Here is a 16626-nt window from a genome sequence, read left to right as displayed (position 1 = left end):
CTTTCTGCAAGTTTATGCTTTTAATTGTGACACAAACTTGCGTATTTGCAAGAGGCCATCTTGGCGGGTGTCCGCATTTTGCAGAAGCGGTATCGTGTCTTCGATGGTCCGGACGATCGCGCTGCCTACGACGACGCCGTCGCAGATTCGGGAAAACCTTTCGGCTTGCTCCCGGCTTGAAATCCCGAAACCGATCGCAACGGGAGTATCCGTATATTCTTTGACCTGGCCGATAAACTCTTCCACGCCTTCGTAAAAGCTGGAACGTTCGCCCGTCACGCCCAGCGAAGAAACGCAATAAACAAAACCTTTGGCATCCGCCACGATGCTCTTGATTCTTTCTTTCGAGGTTGGCGCCACAAGCGGAATGACATGAATTTCCGCGGCTTCCGCCTGCCTGATCAATTCCGCCGATTCCTCCACCGGCAGATCCGGAATGATCAGGCCGCTGATATCGTGCCTTTTTACTTCGTCAAAAAAACGGTCGAGGCCGAACTGCAGCACCGGATTGTAATACGTAAACAGGATGAAAGGAAGCTTGACCCCGGCGGCACGCGCTTGGACGGCCGCGTCCATGCATGCGGCGATGTTCACCTGGTGCTTCAAGGCGCGCTGCGAAGCGCGCTGGATGACAGGTCCGTCGGCAAGAGGGTCGGAATACGGAACGCCCAGCTCCACGATATCCGCGCCGGCCGCTTCCAATTCGGCGATGATCTGCACCGATGTCTCCACATCGGGGTCCCCGATGGTCAAGAAGGGAATCAGGGCCGTTTGCCCTTGTTCCTTTAATCTGGAAAAGGTTTGGTCGATCAGGTTCATGCCCGCTTCCCTCCCGTGTATGCCATGATGGATTCCACGTCTTTATCCCCGCGTCCCGACAAACAAATGACGACGATGTCGTCGCTGCCGAGGTTTGGCGCCATCTTGACGACCTGAGCGATCGCATGCGCGGATTCCAGCGCAGGAATGATGCCTTCAGTGCGGCACAGCAGCTGCAGCGCATCCAGCGCCTCCTGGTCCGTAACCGGCACGTATTGGGCCCGCTCGATTTCCTTCAAGTAGGAATGTTCCGGTCCGACGCCCGGATAATCAAGCCCTGCCGAGATCGAAAATGCCTCCTGCACCTGTCCGAACTCGTCCTGAAGCAAATAACTCATCGAACCTTGGAATACCCCTTTGGTTCCTTTGCTCATTGTCGCTGCATGGAACGCCGTCTCCACGCCTTTGCCCGCGGCTTCGACGCCGATCAGGGCCACGTCCTTGTCTTCGATGAACGGGTAAAACATGCCGATCGCATTGCTGCCTCCGCCGATAGCCGCGACGATATGATCCGGCAAACGTCCTTCGGCCTCCAAAATTTGGCGGCGCGTCTCGTCCCCGATGATCCGCTGGAAGTTGCGCACCATCATCGGGTACGGGTGCGGGCCCACGGCCGAACCCAAAATGTAAAAGGTGTCGTCCACGTTGCTGACCCAATAGCGCAGCGCCTCGTTGCCCGCATCCTTCAACGTCCGCGAGCCCGACGTGACCGGGACGACCTCGGCCCCGAGCAGCTGCATCCGGAATACGTTTAACGCCTGGCGTTTGGTGTCTTCCTCGCCCATAAACACCTTGCATTCCATGCCGAGAAGCGCGGCGACGGTCGCCGTTGCCACCCCGTGCTGGCCCGCTCCGGTTTCGGCGATCACTTTATTTTTGCCCATTCGTTTTGCCAATACGCCCTGCGCCAGCGCGTTGTTGATTTTATGCGCCCCCGTATGGTTCAAATCCTCGCGTTTCAGATAGATTTTGGCTTTGCCCAGATGGTTGCTCAGGCGCTCCGCATAATAAAGAGGCGTCTCTCTTCCCGAGTACTGCTTCAACAAATAAGCCAGCTCCTCCTGAAAGGAAGGATCCTGCGAAAAACGCTTATACGATTCTTCTAGTTCGATCAGAGCGTTCATCAGCGTTTCCGGAACGAACCGGCCTCCGAATTCGCCAAAACGTCCATTTTGATCCGGCAATGATGTCATGCCTGCTTCACCCTTTCCACAAAAGCTGCGATTTTTTCGAGATCTTTCGAGCCGTTCGTTTCCACGCCGCTGGATACGTCCACGCCGTCCGGCGTGTAATCCCGGATTAAACCGGCGACGTTGGAAACGTTCAGCCCTCCCGCCACGAACAACGGAATTCCCTGCTCCCGGGTCCACTCCCGGTACGCGGGAATTTTGTCCCAGGCAAACGTGGTGCCCGAGCCGCCGCCGTATTGGGGTTCAAACGTATCAAGCAGCAGGCCGTCGATCGCCCCTGCGTAATCTTCGAAGCGAACAGGATCCCCGTCCGGGCGATGCTGCGTACCGACGGAAACGACTTTGAACAGTTCCGCTTGAAAACGTTCCTTGGCATCCCGGCAAAAACTTGGGCTCTCCTGGCCGTGAAGCTGAATGACGTCGAGCTTGACATGGGTCATGACTTCTTCAAGCTGTCCCATGTCCGGATTGACGAATACGCCGACGATGCGCGGGCTGGCGGAGCTCACGCCGTTTCTGGCGGCGCCTGCCAGCGAGGCAGCCGCGATCGGGGAGACTTGCCGCCGGCTTTTGGCAAATACGAAACCGATATAATCTATCGGGAGATTATTTATAGATTTTAGCACTTCAACGCTTTGAAGTCCACAAATTTTTACTTTCGTTTTACCCATGACGATATACGCCGCCTTCCTTTGCAATAGGCCCCATGAGATGGCGAACGGCCGAGCTTATATCCTTTTGCCGCATGAAATATTCGCCGATCAGCACGCCCGCCGCCCCGGTTTTTCTTAAATAATCCATGTCCTCCACGCCGGAAATGCCGCTTTCGCTGATGACGGGCACGCCTGCGGGCACCAACTTGCTTAGCGTTTCGGTTGCGGACAAAGATGTTTCGAACGTATGCAGATTCCGGTTGTTGATGCCGATCAAAGCCCCCTCGGCCAGGTCCAGCTCCAGCACCCGCTGCATTTCGTCCAGGCTGTGCACCTCGATCAGCGAATCGAGCCCGATTGAAGCAGCCGTTTTCATGTAAGAAGCGATTTGCTCAGGAGTCAATATGGCTGCGATCAGCAGGATCGCGTCTGCTCCAAGCAGCCTCGCCTCATAAATTTGGCGTTCGTCGATAATAAAGTCCTTCCGGAGAAGGGGCAGATTTACGGCCTTGCGTACCGCCTGCAAATATTCTCCCTTCCCCTGAAAATACGTTTCGTCGGTCAGCACCGACAAGCAGTCCGCCCCCGCTTCCTCATAAGCACGCGCGATTTCGACCGGATCGAAGTCGGGACGGATCAGCCCTTTGGACGGGGATGCTTTTTTGACTTCCGCGATCAGCCCCATATCCCGTTTCCGAGCCGAGGTCAGCGCCCGCGCAAAACCTTTGGTCGCAGACATGTTTTCAATGGTTTCAAGCGCCTGATCTATCGAAAAACGTTCGGCCAGTTTGGCCGTCTCTTCCCGTTTCGTAACAACAATACGATCAAGATACATAACTCAGCTCTCCCGTCATTTGAATCAATTGCTGTAATTTGGCATAGGCGCTTCCGTCGTCGATCGCTTTGGCGGCGGCGTGAACGCCCTCCGCCATGCTGTCCGCGAGCCCGGCCACATAAATGCACGCTCCCGCATTGGCCAACACAACGTCCCTGTACGGGCTTCGTTCGCCCTGCAGGACCGATTCCACGATTTTAGCGTTTTGGAGCGCGTCGCCCCCCAGGACGGACTCCAGCGGATGCACGTCGAGTCCGAGGTCATGAGGATGGATATGGTAGGTCCGAACGACGCCGTCGCGCAGCTCCGACACCTGCGTCGGCGCCGAAATACTGATTTCGTCCAGCCCGTCATGGCTGGTGACGACCAGCGCCCGTTTAGAGCCAAGCTCCCGCAGCACTTCCGCAATCGTTTGCGTCCGGTTCCGGTCATAGATGCCGAGCAGCTGCCGGTCTGCGCCCGCCGGATTCGTCAGCGGTCCAAGCATATTGAACACGGTCCGCACGCCCAGTTCCTTGCGCGGTCCTGCCGCATGTTTCATCGACGGATGATACAGCTGCGCGAACAAAAAGCAAATGCCGATTTCGTCGAGGCAGCGTTTGGCCTGCTCGCTGCTGAGATGAATGTTGACCCCGAGCGCCTCGAGAACGTCCGCGCTGCCGGCGCGGCCGGATGCCGAGCGGTTTCCGTGTTTGGCTACCCGCACGGAGGCCGCGGAAGAAATAATGGCCGAAGCCGTCGAAATGTTGAATTTATGAATGCCGGATCCGCCGGTTCCGCAGGTGTCAAGCAGTTTTTCGTTGTCCGCTTTGACCGTGCTCGCCACGTTCCGCATCGCTTCCGCGAAACCCGTAATCTCATCCACCGTTTCGCCTTTGATCCGCAGCGCCATCAATACCGCGCCGATCTGCGACTGCGTCACGCCGCCTTCCATGATGAACGTCATCAGCTGCCTGGCCTCTTCGCGCGTCAAATCACGCCCTTCGATCAACCGGTTCAAGCATGTGGGGATAAATCCGCCCGTACTCATACCTTTTCTCCTCCTTTTGGTCCTTTTATTTCGATCCGCGTCGTCGCCCGCTTCATGGTCGCCGCTTTTCATTCAGCTCAAAGCGAGCTGTAAAAATAGTCCTGGTTCAGCCGTTCCGTCTCCTGCTCCGCGGCCGGCGGAAACATCGCTTCGGCAATGCGGATCGATTTCAGCAGCGCCTTCGCTTTGTTGACCGTTTCCTCGTATTCCTTCTCCGGCACCGAATCCCAAACGATCCCCGCGCCTGCCTGTACGTATGCCTTTCCCTTCCGGAAAATGATCGTCCGGATCGTGATGCAGGAGTCCATGTTCGCATTAAATCCGAGGTATCCGATCGCGCCCGCATAGGCTCCTCTCGCTTCCCGCTCCAGCTCGGCAATGATCTCCATCGCCCGCAGCTTCGGCGCCCCGGATACGGTTCCGGCCGGCAGGCAAGACAGAAAGGCGTCAAAGAAGTCCTTATCGTCGCGTAGCGTACCGGATACGTTCGAAACCATGTGCATGACATGCGAATACCGTTCGATCTCCATGAACATGTCGCATTTGACGGTGCCGAATTTCGAGACCCGCCCCAAGTCGTTGCGCCCCAAGTCGACAAGCATCAGATGTTCGGCGCGTTCCTTTTCGTCGGCCAGCAATTCCCGCGCCAGCCGCTCGTCTTCAAGCTCGTCGTCCCCTCGGGGACGCGTGCCTGCAATCGGCCTCGTCTCCACTCTGTCGCCGTCCACCTTGACCAAGGCTTCCGGCGAAGTTCCGACGATAATTTCCTCATGCATTTTCAGGTAATACATATACGGCGAAGGGTTCATCGTCCGCAGCACCCGGTACACATGGAGCGGAGAAACTTCCGTCTCGATATGAAAACGCTGCGAAAGCACGACCTGAAAAATGTCTCCCGCCCGAATGTACTCCTGGGCGCGCTCCACGTTCGCCATGTACTGTTCCTTCGTCATGTTCGACTTGATGTCGCCAAGCCCGATATCCGCCGGGATCGGACGCCCGTTGACGTTTTCCCGCGGTCCCTGGCTTTGAAGCTGCTCCGCGATCCGGTCCAGCTTGAAATCGAGCTCGGCGTATTTACGGCGAATATCTTCGTCCGTATCGTCCGCGTCGACATGCACGTTGCCGACAAGCAAAATTTGCTGCTTGATATGGTCGAATACGATCACCGAATCGCAGAACATAAACCGGATATCGTCCATGCCGAGATCATCCACCGCATGCGCGGGCAGTTTCTCGTAATACTGCAGCAGGTCATATCCGAAAAATCCGATCGCCCCGCCCGTAAACGGCGGCAAATCCTCGTGTTTGGGGCTGCGGTACCGACGGAGCAGCAGCTTCAGCTCCTCCACCGGCTTCCCTTTGACCGCTTCTTTGCGGCCGTCGCGTTCCAGCACGACTTCGCCTTTTTTGCCGTAAATCATCATAAACGGATCGGTTCCGATAAACGAATACCGCGCCCATCTGCTGCCGCCCTCCACGCTTTCTAGCAAAAACGCGCATTCGCGGCCGGCGTACCTTTGAAAAATCCGGATCGGGGTTTCCATATCGGCGAGCAGCCGTTTCACGACCGGAATCAGATTGTACTCGCGGGAAAGCTTCAAGACCTGCTCAACGCCCGGGTTCATCATAAACTCAGTCCCTCCTTCATTTTTCGGGAATTACGGTGATTGTTTCGATTCGAGTCTTTTGCTTCAAACAACAAAAAAACCTCTACCGAAGTAGAGGTTTGACGTTCATTAAGTATAAGGAAAGAGTCGTCCGCCGCATTTGGGCTCCAAGCTTTGCGGCCTTGTCGTATCCTGCATGCATAAGATTCAAAGCAGGGATATATGACGAAGGTACAAAACAAAACCCGCAAACATAACGAACATCGCGGTTATTATATAACGTCTCGGCTCTTCTATACTCAACTCAGCTCATCTAAACTCTACTCGTCTCACGATTAACCGGAATCTCCATTCCGGTTCAATCTGGCAAAAATCGCAGCCATGCGATTTCGGTTTGAACCTTGTAATAAACTATACAGGATGAACGTTGTCCTGACAAGCGCATTCCCAAAAAAAGTTAGGACTTGGGAGCCGCGAGGTCAGGGCGCAGCTTTTGGGCATCGTTCAAATAAACATGTCTGATTTCCTTTTGGCTCTTTTCGGTATTGACCTGAACCATCAGGCGGATGCAGCGCGGAAGGCTTCCTTTGACCGGTACCTCCACGGAGCACATCAAGGGCACCATTTCCCAGCCTTCAAGCTCCCGAATCGCTTTTGCCGGGAAAGCCGCGTCCAAATCCTGGGTCAGCGTAATCCACACGCTGCAAATATCCTCCGGATCGATCTGATTCCGCTCGACGATTTCCCGCATCAGCACGACGGTCTCGTCGAGAATTTCGCGTTCGTCGTTGCGCTGGACGGTTGTTGCTCCTCTTATGCCTCTGTTATACATGGGTTTCTCCTCCTTTTCTAAGCTGCTTCAGAATATCTCTGACCAGTTGCTGCGGAATATCCTTTACGATGCTGACCGTGCCGATGGCATCCGGCACGATAAACACCATCGTGTTTTCCTTGAACTTTTTGTCATGCATCATCGCCGCCATCAAATCGTCCTCGCTCAGATGATCCGGCAAAACGACCGGCAGGTTCAACGCTTTCAGCATGGCCGTCGTTTCCTTATGTAATTCTCCGCCGCGTCCAAGCGCTTCGGCCAAAAGCGCCGAGCCGGCCATGCCGATCGAAATCGCCTCGCCGTGCAAAAATTCGCCGTAACCGGCAACCGCTTCGATGGCGTGGCCGATCGTATGTCCAAGGTTCAAAATCGCCCGCAGTCCGCCTTCGCGCTCGTCTTGGGATACCACGTCCGCCTTGATGGCGACCCCCCGTTCAAGACCGTAGCCAAGCGCATCCAGATCCAATGCAAGCAAATCCGCCGCATGGTCTTTGCACCAATAGGCAAATGCCGCATCCCGAATGAGGCCGTGTTTCACCATTTCGGCCAAACCGGCGGAAACCTCGCGCGGAGGCAGCGTCATCAGCGTATTCAGGTCGTATAATACGAACTCTGGCTGATGGAACGCCCCGATCATGTTTTTTGCCAGCGGATGGTTGACGGCCACTTTGCCGCCGACGCTGCTGTCATGCGCGAGAATTGTCGTCGGCATTTGAATGAAGGCGATGCCGCGCATATAGGTGGCGGCCACGAATCCGGCCAAATCCCCGACAACGCCCCCGCCCAGGGCGATGACCGAAGAGTTGCGGTCGAGTCCGCCCTGGATGGCCGAAGTCATGACTTCTTCAAACACCTGCAGCGATTTCGAGCCTTCGCCGGATTGGACGACGGAAACGACCAGGCGGAACCCCGCTTCCTCAAGCGATGATTTCAGCACGTCAAGATGATGCGGGGCAACCTTGTCGTCGGTGACGATCAGGTGCGGGCTTTTTGCCGATAAGCCGTGTTTGATCAGATAAGCCCCCGCCTGCGGCAGCAGGCCGGAGCCGATATAAATCGGATACGAACGTTCTCCCAAATCCACATGTACCGTTCTCATATGCATAACACTCCACTTGTAAAATCGATTTTAAAATTGCGGAAAGACTTTTGAACATGACCGTAAGCGGGGGACGGTGAGTCCCCTACGTAAAGTAATGCTCACGAGTCCCCTTGTTACTTTTAAGCGGTAAACGGCTAAAACCCGATGATATCTTTGCCCATTATAATATTGATCGGTAGCCCCTGTCACGCGTTGATTCAAAAAAGGCTTCGTTTTAACCCGCTCATATTTCGAAATACCGGTCGCTTTCCACCTTGCTTACCCGAAGGGCGAAGCTTTGGTACCAACCGGATTTGCCCCGCTGCTGCGCGGCCTGATGCCCTGCATTTTCTTTCCACCGCTGGATCGCCTCCAGCGAGTCCCAGTAGGAAACCATAATACCGAGCCCCTCGTCATTAGCGTTTTCCATACCAAGAAAACCGTCCTGCCGGGATGCCAATTCAACCATTTTATCCGCCATCTTTCCATAACCCCGATCTTCTTCGGTCCGCTCCGAAGCAAAAATGACGGCATAATACGGGGGCGTCGGCGTTTTTGCGATTCTACCCATGTTCTGTTCCTCCTTACGCCATGACAATCCCTTTAAAAAAAGATTTTATCATAAGCGAACTGTTTTTTTCATAAAAAATCGAACCCGGATGAGATGGTCCGCGCGCTGCGGGCCGCCCGTTAAAGGCGGCGGGAGATTCCCGGGAGATCCTTTGCACCTGAAATAAAAAAAACACCGGCCCTTAAATAACAAGGGTCGGCTTTCATTCAGCCCTGCTGCTGTTTGCGGTGAGTCTGCCGACGGGCTTGGGTCCGTCCTCCAGGCTTTCCACGGAATCCCGCACCATCCGGCTAAGCCGGATATCTTCAATGCCCAGAATTTGCCCGCATTCTTGAATCGTGATAAAGCCGCGCCGGTACGCGGTAATAACCTGCCGTTTGTCCATGCTGAAACGAAACCTCCGCTTGAGTGAGATCACTTTCATTCATAGTATCGTTTCATGCAGCCTTAATTATACCTGTCCGAGCGCGTTTTAATCCTTCTTCCGGTAAAAAAACGTTTCGGTCGGCTCCAGCCCGTATTGTCCCGGCGAAAAGATCTGTTCCGTGCTGCCGACGAACAAATACCCGCCCGGCCGGAGCGCCTCCGCAAATTTATGGTACAGTTTCGTTTTGGCCTCTTCCGTAAAATAGATCATGACATTCCGGCAAACGATCAGGTCATGCCCTTTTTCGAACGGGTCAAGGAGCAAATTTTGCTTTCGGAATTCAATGCTTCCCTTCAGCTGCTCGCTGAACCTGAAAAGGGCTCCTTCCTGTGTGAAATAGCGGGCGGCAACGTCCTGCGGCACATCCTTGAGGGAACGTTCCATATACAGTCCCTGCTTCGCTTTCGCCAAAGCGCCTTCGTCGATGTCCGTCGCTACCAGCTTCGTTTCGGCCAGGAGGCCTTTGCCGTCAAGAATCATGGCGATCGTGTACGGCTCTTCTCCCGTGGAGCAGGCCGCGCTCCAAACGCGAAGCCCCCGTTTGTTTCCGCTTGCAAGTTCGGGGAGTATAATATCCCGCAAAACCTCCCAGCGGTTCGGATTGCGCCAAAATTCGGAAACGTTGATCGTCATCCGGTCCAAAAACTCATAAAATAAGGACTTGTCCTTCGAAATCGCCTCGAAGAAAGCGGCAAAACTCTGGTACCCGTTTTTCTGGCGGAGCGTGGTCAGGCGCCGTTTCATTTGAGCTTCTTTATATTCCGACAGATCGATGCCCGTGCTTCGCTTCACGTTTTCGATAAACGCCAAATAGTCCTGGTCCGGCAGGGACGTTCCGGCCGACTCCCCTCCGGGTGGCGAAAATGTCTGCTTTATGTCCACGGCGAGATGGTCTTGTCGTATTTCACCAGTTCATGCGCTTCGAAAAAATTCGCGATTTCGCGCGCGCTGCTTTCCGGCGAATCCGAGCCGTGAATCAGATTATGCGGGGTATGCGAAGCGTAGTCGCCGCGGATGGTGCCGGGCTGCGCTTCCTTGACGTTTGTTTTTCCCATCAGGATGCGCGACAAGGCGATAATGTCATCGCCTTCCCATACCATGGCGAATACCGGGCCGGAAGTAATGAAACGCACCAGATTGTCGTAAAAATCTTTGCCTTCATGCTCGGCGTAATGCCGTTTGGCCTGCTCCTCCGATACCTGCACCAGCTTGCCGGCAATCATTTTGAACCCTTTGTCTTCCAGTCTTGCGATGATTTTGCCGATTAAACCACGTTGCACTCCATCAGGCTTGACCATTAAAAAAGTTCGTTCCATAAACTCACTCTCCTATTTTGACTCAAGTCGTAAGGCTAATTATGGCAATCTTATAATATATAAAATCGGACGGATATTAATTTCGTCATATCGGCGCCGGAAGAGACGGGCCTGGCCGCGTCAATAAGAACGTTTGGTCACGAAGTGGGCGATGTCCTTCAAGTTTCTCTTTGTCCGATTTTCCGGCAGGCGCTCGAGGGCGTCAAGCGCTTTTTTTATGTAACGGTCCGCCAGCGCCTCGGCCCGGGATATGCCGCTGCTGGCTTTGATCAGTTGAATCGCTCCGGTCACGTCGCATTCCCCGTTGCGTTCGCGGATGTATCCGATTTCCCTGAGCAGCGGTTCCCGGATTTCTTCATCCTGAAGCGCATAAATAACCGGCAGCGTAATGTTTCCTTGTCTCATGTCGCTTCCCGGCGGTTTGCCGATTTGCTTTTCCGTCCCGCACAAATCGAGCAGGTCATCCTGGATTTGAAAAGCCATGCCGACATTGTAGCCGTAACGGTACAGCAAATTGGACGATTTCGCGTCCGCGTCGGAAGCAACGGCTCCGAGCTGGCAGCTGATCGCGATTAAAAGGGCTGTTTTGCGGCGAATACGCAAAAGATAGCGGCGTACGCTTTGGTCGGTGTTAAAGAAATCGCGGATTTGCTCCATTTCTCCAATGGACATTTCCACCATCGCTTTGGACAGGATTTGATGGATTTGCGGTTTTTCCAGCTTCGCTGCTATCATAAGGGCCCGGGCATAAATATAGTCGCCGGTGTACATCGCGATCCGGTTGTCCCATTTGGACTTGACCGTCAATTCCCCGCGGCGGGTATCCGCGTCGTCGATTACGTCGTCATGCACGAGGGAGGCCATATGGATCAGCTCGAGCGGAACCGCCACATTTTTGAGCTTTTCCAAATCGTAGTTGCCGAATTTGCCTCCCATCAGCACGAAAACGGGACGCAAGCGTTTGCCGCCCGCCTTGAGCAGATGCATCGATGTTTCGTTCAGGAGCTCATGCTCTCCTTCGATGCTGTGAAAAAGCTCGTTTTCAATATAGTTCATGTCTTTTTTCAGTAAGCCGAATATGTCTAATCTTTTCATTCTTTCACCCGTGTCAGCGTATTCTCAATCCGCATTTCCCTTTTTGCAGCAGCAGAATTCGAGTTTATGTTTTGGTGCAGCAACAGTTTTAGTTCATCATAGCACAGATCAATCCCGGATGACACTCGGTCAGCGGCCATCTGTCTTTTTCGCCGCGGCTTGCCCGCCGTCCCAGCGGGTGAACAACCGGTGTTCGATCCGCAGGCTGTCCAATATTTTGCCTACCTGAAAGTCGACGAGGTCGCCGATCGTTTCGGGATGAAAATAAAAAGCCGGCATAGCCGGGATCATTTTCACTCCCAGCCGGGCAAGCTTCAGCATATTTTCAAGGTGGATCGCATGCAGCGGCGTTTCGCGCGGAACGAGCACGAGCGGCCGCCCTTCCTTCAGCATCACGTCCGCCGCTCTCGTCATCAAATTGTCGGATGCGCCGCTTGCCACCGAGGACAGCGTGCCCATGGAGCACGGAACAATGACCATCCCCTCCACCTGGTAAGAGCCGCTGGCAATGGTTGCGCCAATGTCCGCGATCGGATGATACGTCAGCTTCCCGGGCAGCCCGCCGAATTGATCCTCCAGCGCCTGCTCCCGCCTTGCCGCGTTCCACCCGAGCTCTTCGCCGAGTACCCGCCAGCCGGCATTGGAAACGACCAGATGGACCGGATAACCTTGCTCCAAAAGCACTTCGGTCAAGCGCACGCCGTAAACGGAACCGCTCGCCCCCGTGATGCCGACAACCCAGCCTTTTTTTTCTCCTTTTGCGTCCATCAATGGAACTGCACCACCAAATCAATCAGCGTAAAGACAAAAACAACGATACTGAGCACGCTGTTCATGGTGAAAAAGGAGGTTTGCAGCTTGCTCATATCATTTGGCGACAAAATGTAATGTTCATAGAATAAGATAATATATGAAATTACCATGCCCGCAAAATACCACCAACTCAAATCCGTCACAAAGAAAAGGATGATAAAGCCTACGGCCGTCACCATATGAAAATATCTGGCGATCTTCAGCGACTTCTGAAGCCCGAAGCGGGCGGGAATGGAAAACAGCCCTTCTTTCCGGTCGAATTCCATGTCCTGAATGGCGTAGATCACGTCAAAGCCCGCCGTCCAAAAAGCGACGGAAACGTAAAGCAGCAATGCCTTCCAATCGATGCTGTTCGTGACAGCCACCCAACCTCCAAGCGGAGCCAGGGCGATCGTAAATCCGAGTATCACGTGGCAAAGCCAGGTAAAGCGCTTCGTGTAAGAATAAAATACAAGGAAAAAGACCGCAATAGGAAGCAGCTTTACGGCAAGCGGAGACAATTCAATCGCCGCCCAGAACAACAAGAAAAAGCATACGATCGTGAAAACGATAACTTCCGCCGTCTTGAGAAGACCGGCCGGAATGGCCCGGCCTGCAGTGCGGGGATTTTTTTTGTCGATGACCTGGTCGATCATCCGGTTGAGGCCAAACGCCGCGCTTCTGGCGCCGAACATGGCCATCAGGATCCAGCCGATTTGCGCCCAGGAGGGCAGATGCCCGCTCACGACCACCGATCCCAATATGGCTCCCATAAAAGCAAACGGAAGCGCGAACAATGTATGTTCAATTTTGATCATTTCCAAAAAAACGCCGATTTTCTTAAACATGCCGATTCTCCTTAATCCCAATATGTAGTGCCGCGATGCCGCCAGTCAGGGGATAGGCCTTGACATGTTGTAAACCGACCTCCCGGAATATTGACGCCAGCTCCTCCCTTCCGGGAAACAGGGCAAGCGAGTCCGGCAGCCACTTGTACTGCTCGTATCTTTTGGCAAAAAGTTTGCCCAGGTTAGGCAATATTTGTTGAAAATAAAAATAATAAATGCCTTTGAACGGCTGCCAGGTCGGCTTGGACAATTCCAGGCAAACGACCATGCCGCCGGGTTTGACGACGCGCTTCATCTCCTGAAGGACCTTCACCAGGTCAGGCACGTTGCGCAGCCCGAAGCCGATCGTCGCGTAATCAAACCGGTTATCCTCAAACGGCAAATCCATCGCATTCCCCTGAACCAATGTGATCTGGTTCTCCAAATGCTTGGCTTTGACCTTGCTCTCCCCAACCTTCAGCATGTTCGGACTGAAATCCAGCCCGATCACCTGTCCGGTTCCGCTTGCTTCAGCCATGCTGAGCGTCCAGTCGCAGGTTCCGCAGCACAGGTCGATCGCCGTGTCGCCCGGTTTCATCGCCATCTTCTTCATCGTAAATTTGCGCCATGCCTTATGCCTGCGGAAACTTAAAATGTCGTTCATGATGTCGTATTTTGGAGCGATGCTTTCGAATACGGACTGCACATGGTCGTATTGGTCGTTCGCATTCGTTTGGGGCTCTGAAGTATTGATATTCATTCAAGCAACCTACCCTTCTCCGACAGCCGATCCGGAAGTGTGAAGCTGACGCTGGAAAGGCTCCAGAACCTGTCCGATCTCACGGAAGCGGCCGTCGCTTTTGACGTTTTTCAAAATGGCCTGGACGCCGCCTACCGCTTGGCGCAGCTTTTCGGCCATATGTTCCGCCGCTTTATATTTCAGCATCAGCTTTTTCCAATCTTTGTTGTCGATATTACGTTCTTTCAGCGCCATTCGATCCTCATCATTGGCGATATCGAGGATATGCCAGTACGAATAGCTGTAGAGGTATGGCTCCCCGCCGCTCCGTTCGATTTCCCGCGCGACGGTTTCGCATTCGCTGATCTTCCGCAAAAGCGAGTTCCACAAGTCGTGCAGGGACTCTTCCAGCAGGGGAGTAAAAGAAAGAAACAGCTGCATATTCAGCTGCACCGCATGCCGCAAATATTCTTCTGCCGACAATAACAGGCTCTTCATTTTTCCGTACAAGTTCATTTTCAGCACGTTCACGTCGCAAATGGCTTGGCTGAGCCGCGAAACTGCATCGATTTGCCCTTTTTGGGACAACAGATGATAAAACCGGCTGCTGAAATAATCCCCGGCGAGAACTTTCAGCTGGCGGGAGCGCATAAAACCTTCCACCGGTTTGTCCTTTTGCGTATCAATCGTTTCATGCGTATCTATACCTAATTGAACGAGAGAGGTTACCAGCGAAAAAAGCTCGCTGTGCATGCCAACGCTGCTGGTCCCCTGGTTCAGGAAAATGTATAACAGCTGAACGCGAGCGTCAGGAAAAGGCGGCAGCTCCGTATGTTTTTGGATCATGTCGTATTCGACATATTTCTTTGCTAGTTGGGGTACGCGGTACGGTTTCATCGTCAGCCTCCGAGCCTCTTTTATCTTTGAAATCACTTACTAATCCGACGAACAAGATCATTTGTTCACAATCTTTTCTATTATATCACATGTTTTTTCGCCACGCACGGGTGAACCATCCCCATTTTAGGTTTGTCGGGCGAAAAATTCGATAATGATGAATTACCCTTGATGGGGGAAGTCGAACCGGTCTTTCCATAACAACGTTTCGATGACGTGCAATTTGCTTTTTATGTAATCGGGTAAAGGGGCTTCCCCCGTCAGCCGGAGCTCGCGGTACAGCGCCGAATCCCAGATATGCCGTTTCGCGTCCGCCGCCAGCAGCAAATGGCGCGTATCCAGCCACGGATCTTCGGCCATCAGCCTGAGCTTGACCTGCTGGACGTTGCTCGTTCCCGAAAAGCAAAAAGACAGGATCTCGGCGATGTTTTTGTACATTTCCGTCCGCGACGTATTCGGAGCCGGAACCGTCAAATCGATGGACATGGCGGGCGCATGCCATTCCACCCGGCGGATGGTCAGCGTCAGCGGAAGCGAATGCAGCATATCGACGATATTTTCGTCGCTCAGCTCCCATCCGGGTTCATGCAATACGACGGGCATCACCTGTTTGGGGCGAACCGGCAGGATCGGTTGTTGATGGTTTGGCTGGCCATAAGACGGCGCCGTTCCCAAAGCAAAGAGAAGCGCGGCGCACGGCAGGATATAACGGGTCATCTGGTAGTCCTCCTCGCTTGTTGGTACCTATAGTTTAAGCTTCATCGCAGGACTCCATACCTACCCGGACGTCAACGAAAAAAAGCAGGCATGGCCTGCAATTTAGCTGTCGCTTTCGATGATTCCGTGCTTCGTTTGCACCTCCGCTTTGCCGCGGATTTTCATGGCAGACGTATGGTCCGTAAACTGGGCGATCAGCACCTCGCCTTTATCTAGCTTTTCCGTATGATGAAATTTGGTATCGTGCCCGCGGGTCAATCCGATGACCTGCACTCCGTTTTCCTTCGCCTTCACGACGATGTAATCGTTGTTGTTCGCGTTTTCCATCATGTCGTTCCTCCTTCCATCATCATCTGATCCGGTCCTTTTTACGGTTACTTCCTGTCCCGTCGTGGGAATGCTAATAAGGCATATATTATATAAGGAGTGTGTTAACGATGAATTACGAACCGGCGCCTCTCGATGAAGAAGCGGTTTTGCAGCTTCGGGAATACGAGCGCCAGCTCAGCCAAGCGGCAGGTTATCCCGTCATTCTCATCGCTTACGCCGATCAGGAGCAGCCGCCCGCCAAGTAACGGGAAACAATACCTGACCAAAGCCCCTCCGATTATTCGAAAAATGCCAAATCTCCCGCCGGGAGAGAAAAGAAAAGGCCGTGAACGCCTGCGCGTCAAATCGGGTATACCGAAAGGCTTTGCAGGTCCCGCCGCCCGCTCCCGATCAAGATCGATGCAGGCCGGCAGGTTATCACGGTCTTTTCTCACCAGCTTATTGGAAATATGTAGAAATCTTATTTGATTCCGTCTTTGAGCGCTTTGCCTGGTTTGAAAGCAGGAATTTTGCTCGAAGGGATTTCGATTTCTTCACCGGTTTGCGGGTTGCGTCCTTTACGGGCGGAACGCTCGCGAACTTCAAAGTTTCCAAATCCAACGAGTTGGACTTTGTCTCCGTTTTGCAGAGCTTGCGAAATAGCTTCGAATACCGCGTCAACGGCTTTCGTCGCATCCTTTTTGGACAATTCCGCAGTTTCGGCTACTTGGGAAATCAGCTCGGATTTATTCATTGTTATTCACCTCCCCAAAGGTCTGAATCGGTTGTTACTCACTCTTTCCGTTTTGCAGCAAAATATACGTTCATCTGCTTCTTTTACAGATAGAATCGCCGTAAAGCCAGTACAGCCGCAGGCGCGGACAAA

21 protein-coding genes are annotated in these 16626 nt (G+C 53.6%); 1 reads left to right on the top strand and 20 read right to left on the bottom strand.

The features are described 5' to 3' along the window. Window positions 1-12: 12 nt before the first annotated feature. From trpA to mtrB, 19 genes are all read right to left on the bottom strand, one after another. Complete coding sequence (gene trpA / locus RJP21_RS09480; protein ID WP_310859057.1) at window positions 13-819, bottom strand: tryptophan synthase subunit alpha; 807 nt, start codon at window positions 817-819, stop codon at window positions 13-15. After that, a complete protein-coding gene (gene trpB, locus RJP21_RS09475) occupies window positions 816-2012 on the bottom strand; it encodes a tryptophan synthase subunit beta (protein WP_310859056.1) in 1197 nt (398 codons plus the stop codon). Before trpB ends, trpA begins: the two co-directional genes overlap by 4 nt. Further along, window positions 2009-2680: a phosphoribosylanthranilate isomerase gene (locus RJP21_RS09470; RefSeq protein WP_310859055.1), complete on the bottom strand. Its 672-nt coding sequence runs from the start codon at window positions 2678-2680 to the stop codon at window positions 2009-2011. The genes trpB and RJP21_RS09470 overlap by 4 nt, the downstream gene beginning before the upstream one ends. Beyond that, window positions 2673-3497, bottom strand: a complete 825-nt coding sequence (trpC, locus tag RJP21_RS09465) for an indole-3-glycerol phosphate synthase TrpC (protein ID WP_310859054.1) — start codon at window positions 3495-3497, stop codon at window positions 2673-2675. The genes RJP21_RS09470 and trpC overlap by 8 nt, the downstream gene beginning before the upstream one ends. Further along, on the bottom strand, window positions 3487-4527 hold the full coding sequence (gene trpD, locus RJP21_RS09460) for an anthranilate phosphoribosyltransferase (protein ID WP_310859053.1): 1041 nt from the start codon (window positions 4525-4527) through the stop codon (window positions 3487-3489). Before trpD ends, trpC begins: the two co-directional genes overlap by 11 nt. A 77-nt stretch (window positions 4528-4604) precedes the next feature. Continuing rightward, window positions 4605-6158: an anthranilate synthase component I gene (trpE, locus tag RJP21_RS09455; protein WP_310859052.1), complete on the bottom strand. Its 1554-nt coding sequence runs from the start codon at window positions 6156-6158 to the stop codon at window positions 4605-4607. A 436-nt stretch (window positions 6159-6594) separates the two neighbouring features. After that, the gene (aroH, locus tag RJP21_RS09450; protein WP_160041280.1) at window positions 6595-6969 is read right to left on the bottom strand and encodes a chorismate mutase; all 375 of its coding nucleotides are present in this window, start codon (window positions 6967-6969) and stop codon (window positions 6595-6597) included. Beyond that, the gene (aroB, locus tag RJP21_RS09445) at window positions 6962-8068 is read right to left on the bottom strand and encodes a 3-dehydroquinate synthase (RefSeq protein WP_310859051.1); all 1107 of its coding nucleotides are present in this window, start codon (window positions 8066-8068) and stop codon (window positions 6962-6964) included. Before aroB ends, aroH begins: the two co-directional genes overlap by 8 nt. Window positions 8069-8294: 226 nt before the next feature. Next, window positions 8295-8621, bottom strand: a complete 327-nt coding sequence (locus RJP21_RS09440; RefSeq protein WP_310859050.1) for an antibiotic biosynthesis monooxygenase family protein — start codon at window positions 8619-8621, stop codon at window positions 8295-8297. A gap of 202 nt (window positions 8622-8823) precedes the next feature. Further along, window positions 8824-9006 carry a hypothetical protein gene (locus RJP21_RS09435; RefSeq protein ID WP_160041274.1) on the bottom strand — a complete coding sequence of 61 codons (183 nt, stop codon included), beginning with the start codon at window positions 9004-9006 and terminating at the stop codon, window positions 8824-8826. An 87-nt stretch (window positions 9007-9093) separates the two neighbouring features. Beyond that, complete coding sequence (locus tag RJP21_RS09430; protein ID WP_397386200.1) at window positions 9094-9930, bottom strand: CheR family methyltransferase; 837 nt, start codon at window positions 9928-9930, stop codon at window positions 9094-9096. Continuing rightward, the gene (gene ndk / locus RJP21_RS09425; RefSeq protein WP_160041272.1) at window positions 9921-10364 is read right to left on the bottom strand and encodes a nucleoside-diphosphate kinase; all 444 of its coding nucleotides are present in this window, start codon (window positions 10362-10364) and stop codon (window positions 9921-9923) included. Before ndk ends, RJP21_RS09430 begins: the two co-directional genes overlap by 10 nt. Window positions 10365-10484: 120 nt before the next feature. Next, a complete protein-coding gene (locus RJP21_RS09420; RefSeq protein WP_310859049.1) occupies window positions 10485-11459 on the bottom strand; it encodes a polyprenyl synthetase family protein in 975 nt (324 codons plus the stop codon). A 129-nt stretch (window positions 11460-11588) separates the two neighbouring features. Continuing rightward, the gene (locus tag RJP21_RS09415) at window positions 11589-12227 is read right to left on the bottom strand and encodes a UbiX family flavin prenyltransferase (protein ID WP_310859447.1); all 639 of its coding nucleotides are present in this window, start codon (window positions 12225-12227) and stop codon (window positions 11589-11591) included. Beyond that, window positions 12227-13099, bottom strand: a complete 873-nt coding sequence (locus RJP21_RS09410) for a UbiA-like polyprenyltransferase (RefSeq protein WP_310859048.1) — start codon at window positions 13097-13099, stop codon at window positions 12227-12229. Before RJP21_RS09410 ends, RJP21_RS09415 begins: the two co-directional genes overlap by 1 nt. After that, the gene (locus RJP21_RS09405) at window positions 13092-13838 is read right to left on the bottom strand and encodes a demethylmenaquinone methyltransferase (RefSeq protein ID WP_310859047.1); all 747 of its coding nucleotides are present in this window, start codon (window positions 13836-13838) and stop codon (window positions 13092-13094) included. Before RJP21_RS09405 ends, RJP21_RS09410 begins: the two co-directional genes overlap by 8 nt. Before the next feature lie 9 nt (window positions 13839-13847). Continuing rightward, the gene (locus RJP21_RS09400) at window positions 13848-14714 is read right to left on the bottom strand and encodes a heptaprenyl diphosphate synthase component 1 (protein ID WP_310859046.1); all 867 of its coding nucleotides are present in this window, start codon (window positions 14712-14714) and stop codon (window positions 13848-13850) included. Between the two features lie 162 nt (window positions 14715-14876). Continuing rightward, window positions 14877-15431, bottom strand: a complete 555-nt coding sequence (locus RJP21_RS09395; RefSeq protein WP_310859045.1) for a hypothetical protein — start codon at window positions 15429-15431, stop codon at window positions 14877-14879. Window positions 15432-15533: 102 nt separating this feature from the next. Continuing rightward, window positions 15534-15758: a trp RNA-binding attenuation protein MtrB gene (gene mtrB, locus RJP21_RS09390; protein WP_160041598.1), complete on the bottom strand. Its 225-nt coding sequence runs from the start codon at window positions 15756-15758 to the stop codon at window positions 15534-15536. Window positions 15759-15868: 110 nt separating this feature from the next. Here mtrB and RJP21_RS09385 point away from each other — a divergent pair, with 110 nt between their 5' ends. Further along, the gene (locus tag RJP21_RS09385; RefSeq protein ID WP_310859044.1) at window positions 15869-16006 is read left to right on the top strand and encodes a hypothetical protein; all 138 of its coding nucleotides are present in this window, start codon (window positions 15869-15871) and stop codon (window positions 16004-16006) included. Window positions 16007-16221: 215 nt separating this feature from the next. Here the strand turns inward: RJP21_RS09385 and RJP21_RS09380 are convergent, their stop codons facing one another. After that, window positions 16222-16494: an HU family DNA-binding protein gene (locus tag RJP21_RS09380; RefSeq protein ID WP_160041258.1), complete on the bottom strand. Its 273-nt coding sequence runs from the start codon at window positions 16492-16494 to the stop codon at window positions 16222-16224. Window positions 16495-16626 lie beyond the last annotated feature (132 nt).

The sequence above is a fragment of the Paenibacillus sp. VCA1 genome, from assembly GCF_031583795.1.
GTDB classification, from domain to species: domain Bacteria; phylum Bacillota; class Bacilli; order Paenibacillales; family Paenibacillaceae; genus Paenibacillus_AQ; species Paenibacillus_AQ albilobatus.
This window is presented reverse-complemented; position numbering and strand designations above follow the sequence as displayed.

What these genes read in the sequence shown, in the direction of transcription:
- trpA (WP_310859057.1), bottom strand. Translation starts at nt 819, where the DNA reads ATGAACCTGATCGACCAAACCTTTTCCAGATTAAAGGAACAAGGGCAA.
- trpB (WP_310859056.1), bottom strand. Translation starts at nt 2,012, where the DNA reads ATGACATCATTGCCGGATCAAAATGGACGTTTTGGCGAATTCGGAGGC.
- RJP21_RS09470 (WP_310859055.1), bottom strand. Translation starts at nt 2,680, where the DNA reads ATGGGTAAAACGAAAGTAAAAATTTGTGGACTTCAAAGCGTTGAAGTG.
- trpC (WP_310859054.1), bottom strand. Translation starts at nt 3,497, where the DNA reads ATGTATCTTGATCGTATTGTTGTTACGAAACGGGAAGAGACGGCCAAA.
- trpD (WP_310859053.1), bottom strand. Translation starts at nt 4,527, where the DNA reads ATGAGTACGGGCGGATTTATCCCCACATGCTTGAACCGGTTGATCGAA.
- trpE (WP_310859052.1), bottom strand. Translation starts at nt 6,158, where the DNA reads ATGATGAACCCGGGCGTTGAGCAGGTCTTGAAGCTTTCCCGCGAGTAC.
- aroH (WP_160041280.1), bottom strand. Translation starts at nt 6,969, where the DNA reads ATGTATAACAGAGGCATAAGAGGAGCAACAACCGTCCAGCGCAACGAC.
- aroB (WP_310859051.1), bottom strand. Translation starts at nt 8,068, where the DNA reads ATGAGAACGGTACATGTGGATTTGGGAGAACGTTCGTATCCGATTTAT.
- RJP21_RS09440 (WP_310859050.1), bottom strand. Translation starts at nt 8,621, where the DNA reads ATGGGTAGAATCGCAAAAACGCCGACGCCCCCGTATTATGCCGTCATT.
- RJP21_RS09435 (WP_160041274.1), bottom strand. Translation starts at nt 9,006, where the DNA reads ATGGACAAACGGCAGGTTATTACCGCGTACCGGCGCGGCTTTATCACG.
- ndk (WP_160041272.1), bottom strand. Translation starts at nt 10,364, where the DNA reads ATGGAACGAACTTTTTTAATGGTCAAGCCTGATGGAGTGCAACGTGGT.
- RJP21_RS09420 (WP_310859049.1), bottom strand. Translation starts at nt 11,459, where the DNA reads ATGAAAAGATTAGACATATTCGGCTTACTGAAAAAAGACATGAACTAT.
- RJP21_RS09415 (WP_310859447.1), bottom strand. Translation starts at nt 12,227, where the DNA reads ATGGACGCAAAAGGAGAAAAAAAAGGCTGGGTTGTCGGCATCACGGGG.
- RJP21_RS09410 (WP_310859048.1), bottom strand. Translation starts at nt 13,099, where the DNA reads ATGTTTAAGAAAATCGGCGTTTTTTTGGAAATGATCAAAATTGAACAT.
- RJP21_RS09405 (WP_310859047.1), bottom strand. Translation starts at nt 13,838, where the DNA reads ATGAATATCAATACTTCAGAGCCCCAAACGAATGCGAACGACCAATAC.
- RJP21_RS09400 (WP_310859046.1), bottom strand. Translation starts at nt 14,714, where the DNA reads ATGAAACCGTACCGCGTACCCCAACTAGCAAAGAAATATGTCGAATAC.
- RJP21_RS09395 (WP_310859045.1), bottom strand. Translation starts at nt 15,431, where the DNA reads ATGACCCGTTATATCCTGCCGTGCGCCGCGCTTCTCTTTGCTTTGGGA.
- mtrB (WP_160041598.1), bottom strand. Translation starts at nt 15,758, where the DNA reads ATGGAAAACGCGAACAACAACGATTACATCGTCGTGAAGGCGAAGGAA.
- RJP21_RS09385 (WP_310859044.1), top strand. Translation starts at nt 15,869, where the DNA reads ATGAATTACGAACCGGCGCCTCTCGATGAAGAAGCGGTTTTGCAGCTT.
- RJP21_RS09380 (WP_160041258.1), bottom strand. Translation starts at nt 16,494, where the DNA reads ATGAATAAATCCGAGCTGATTTCCCAAGTAGCCGAAACTGCGGAATTG.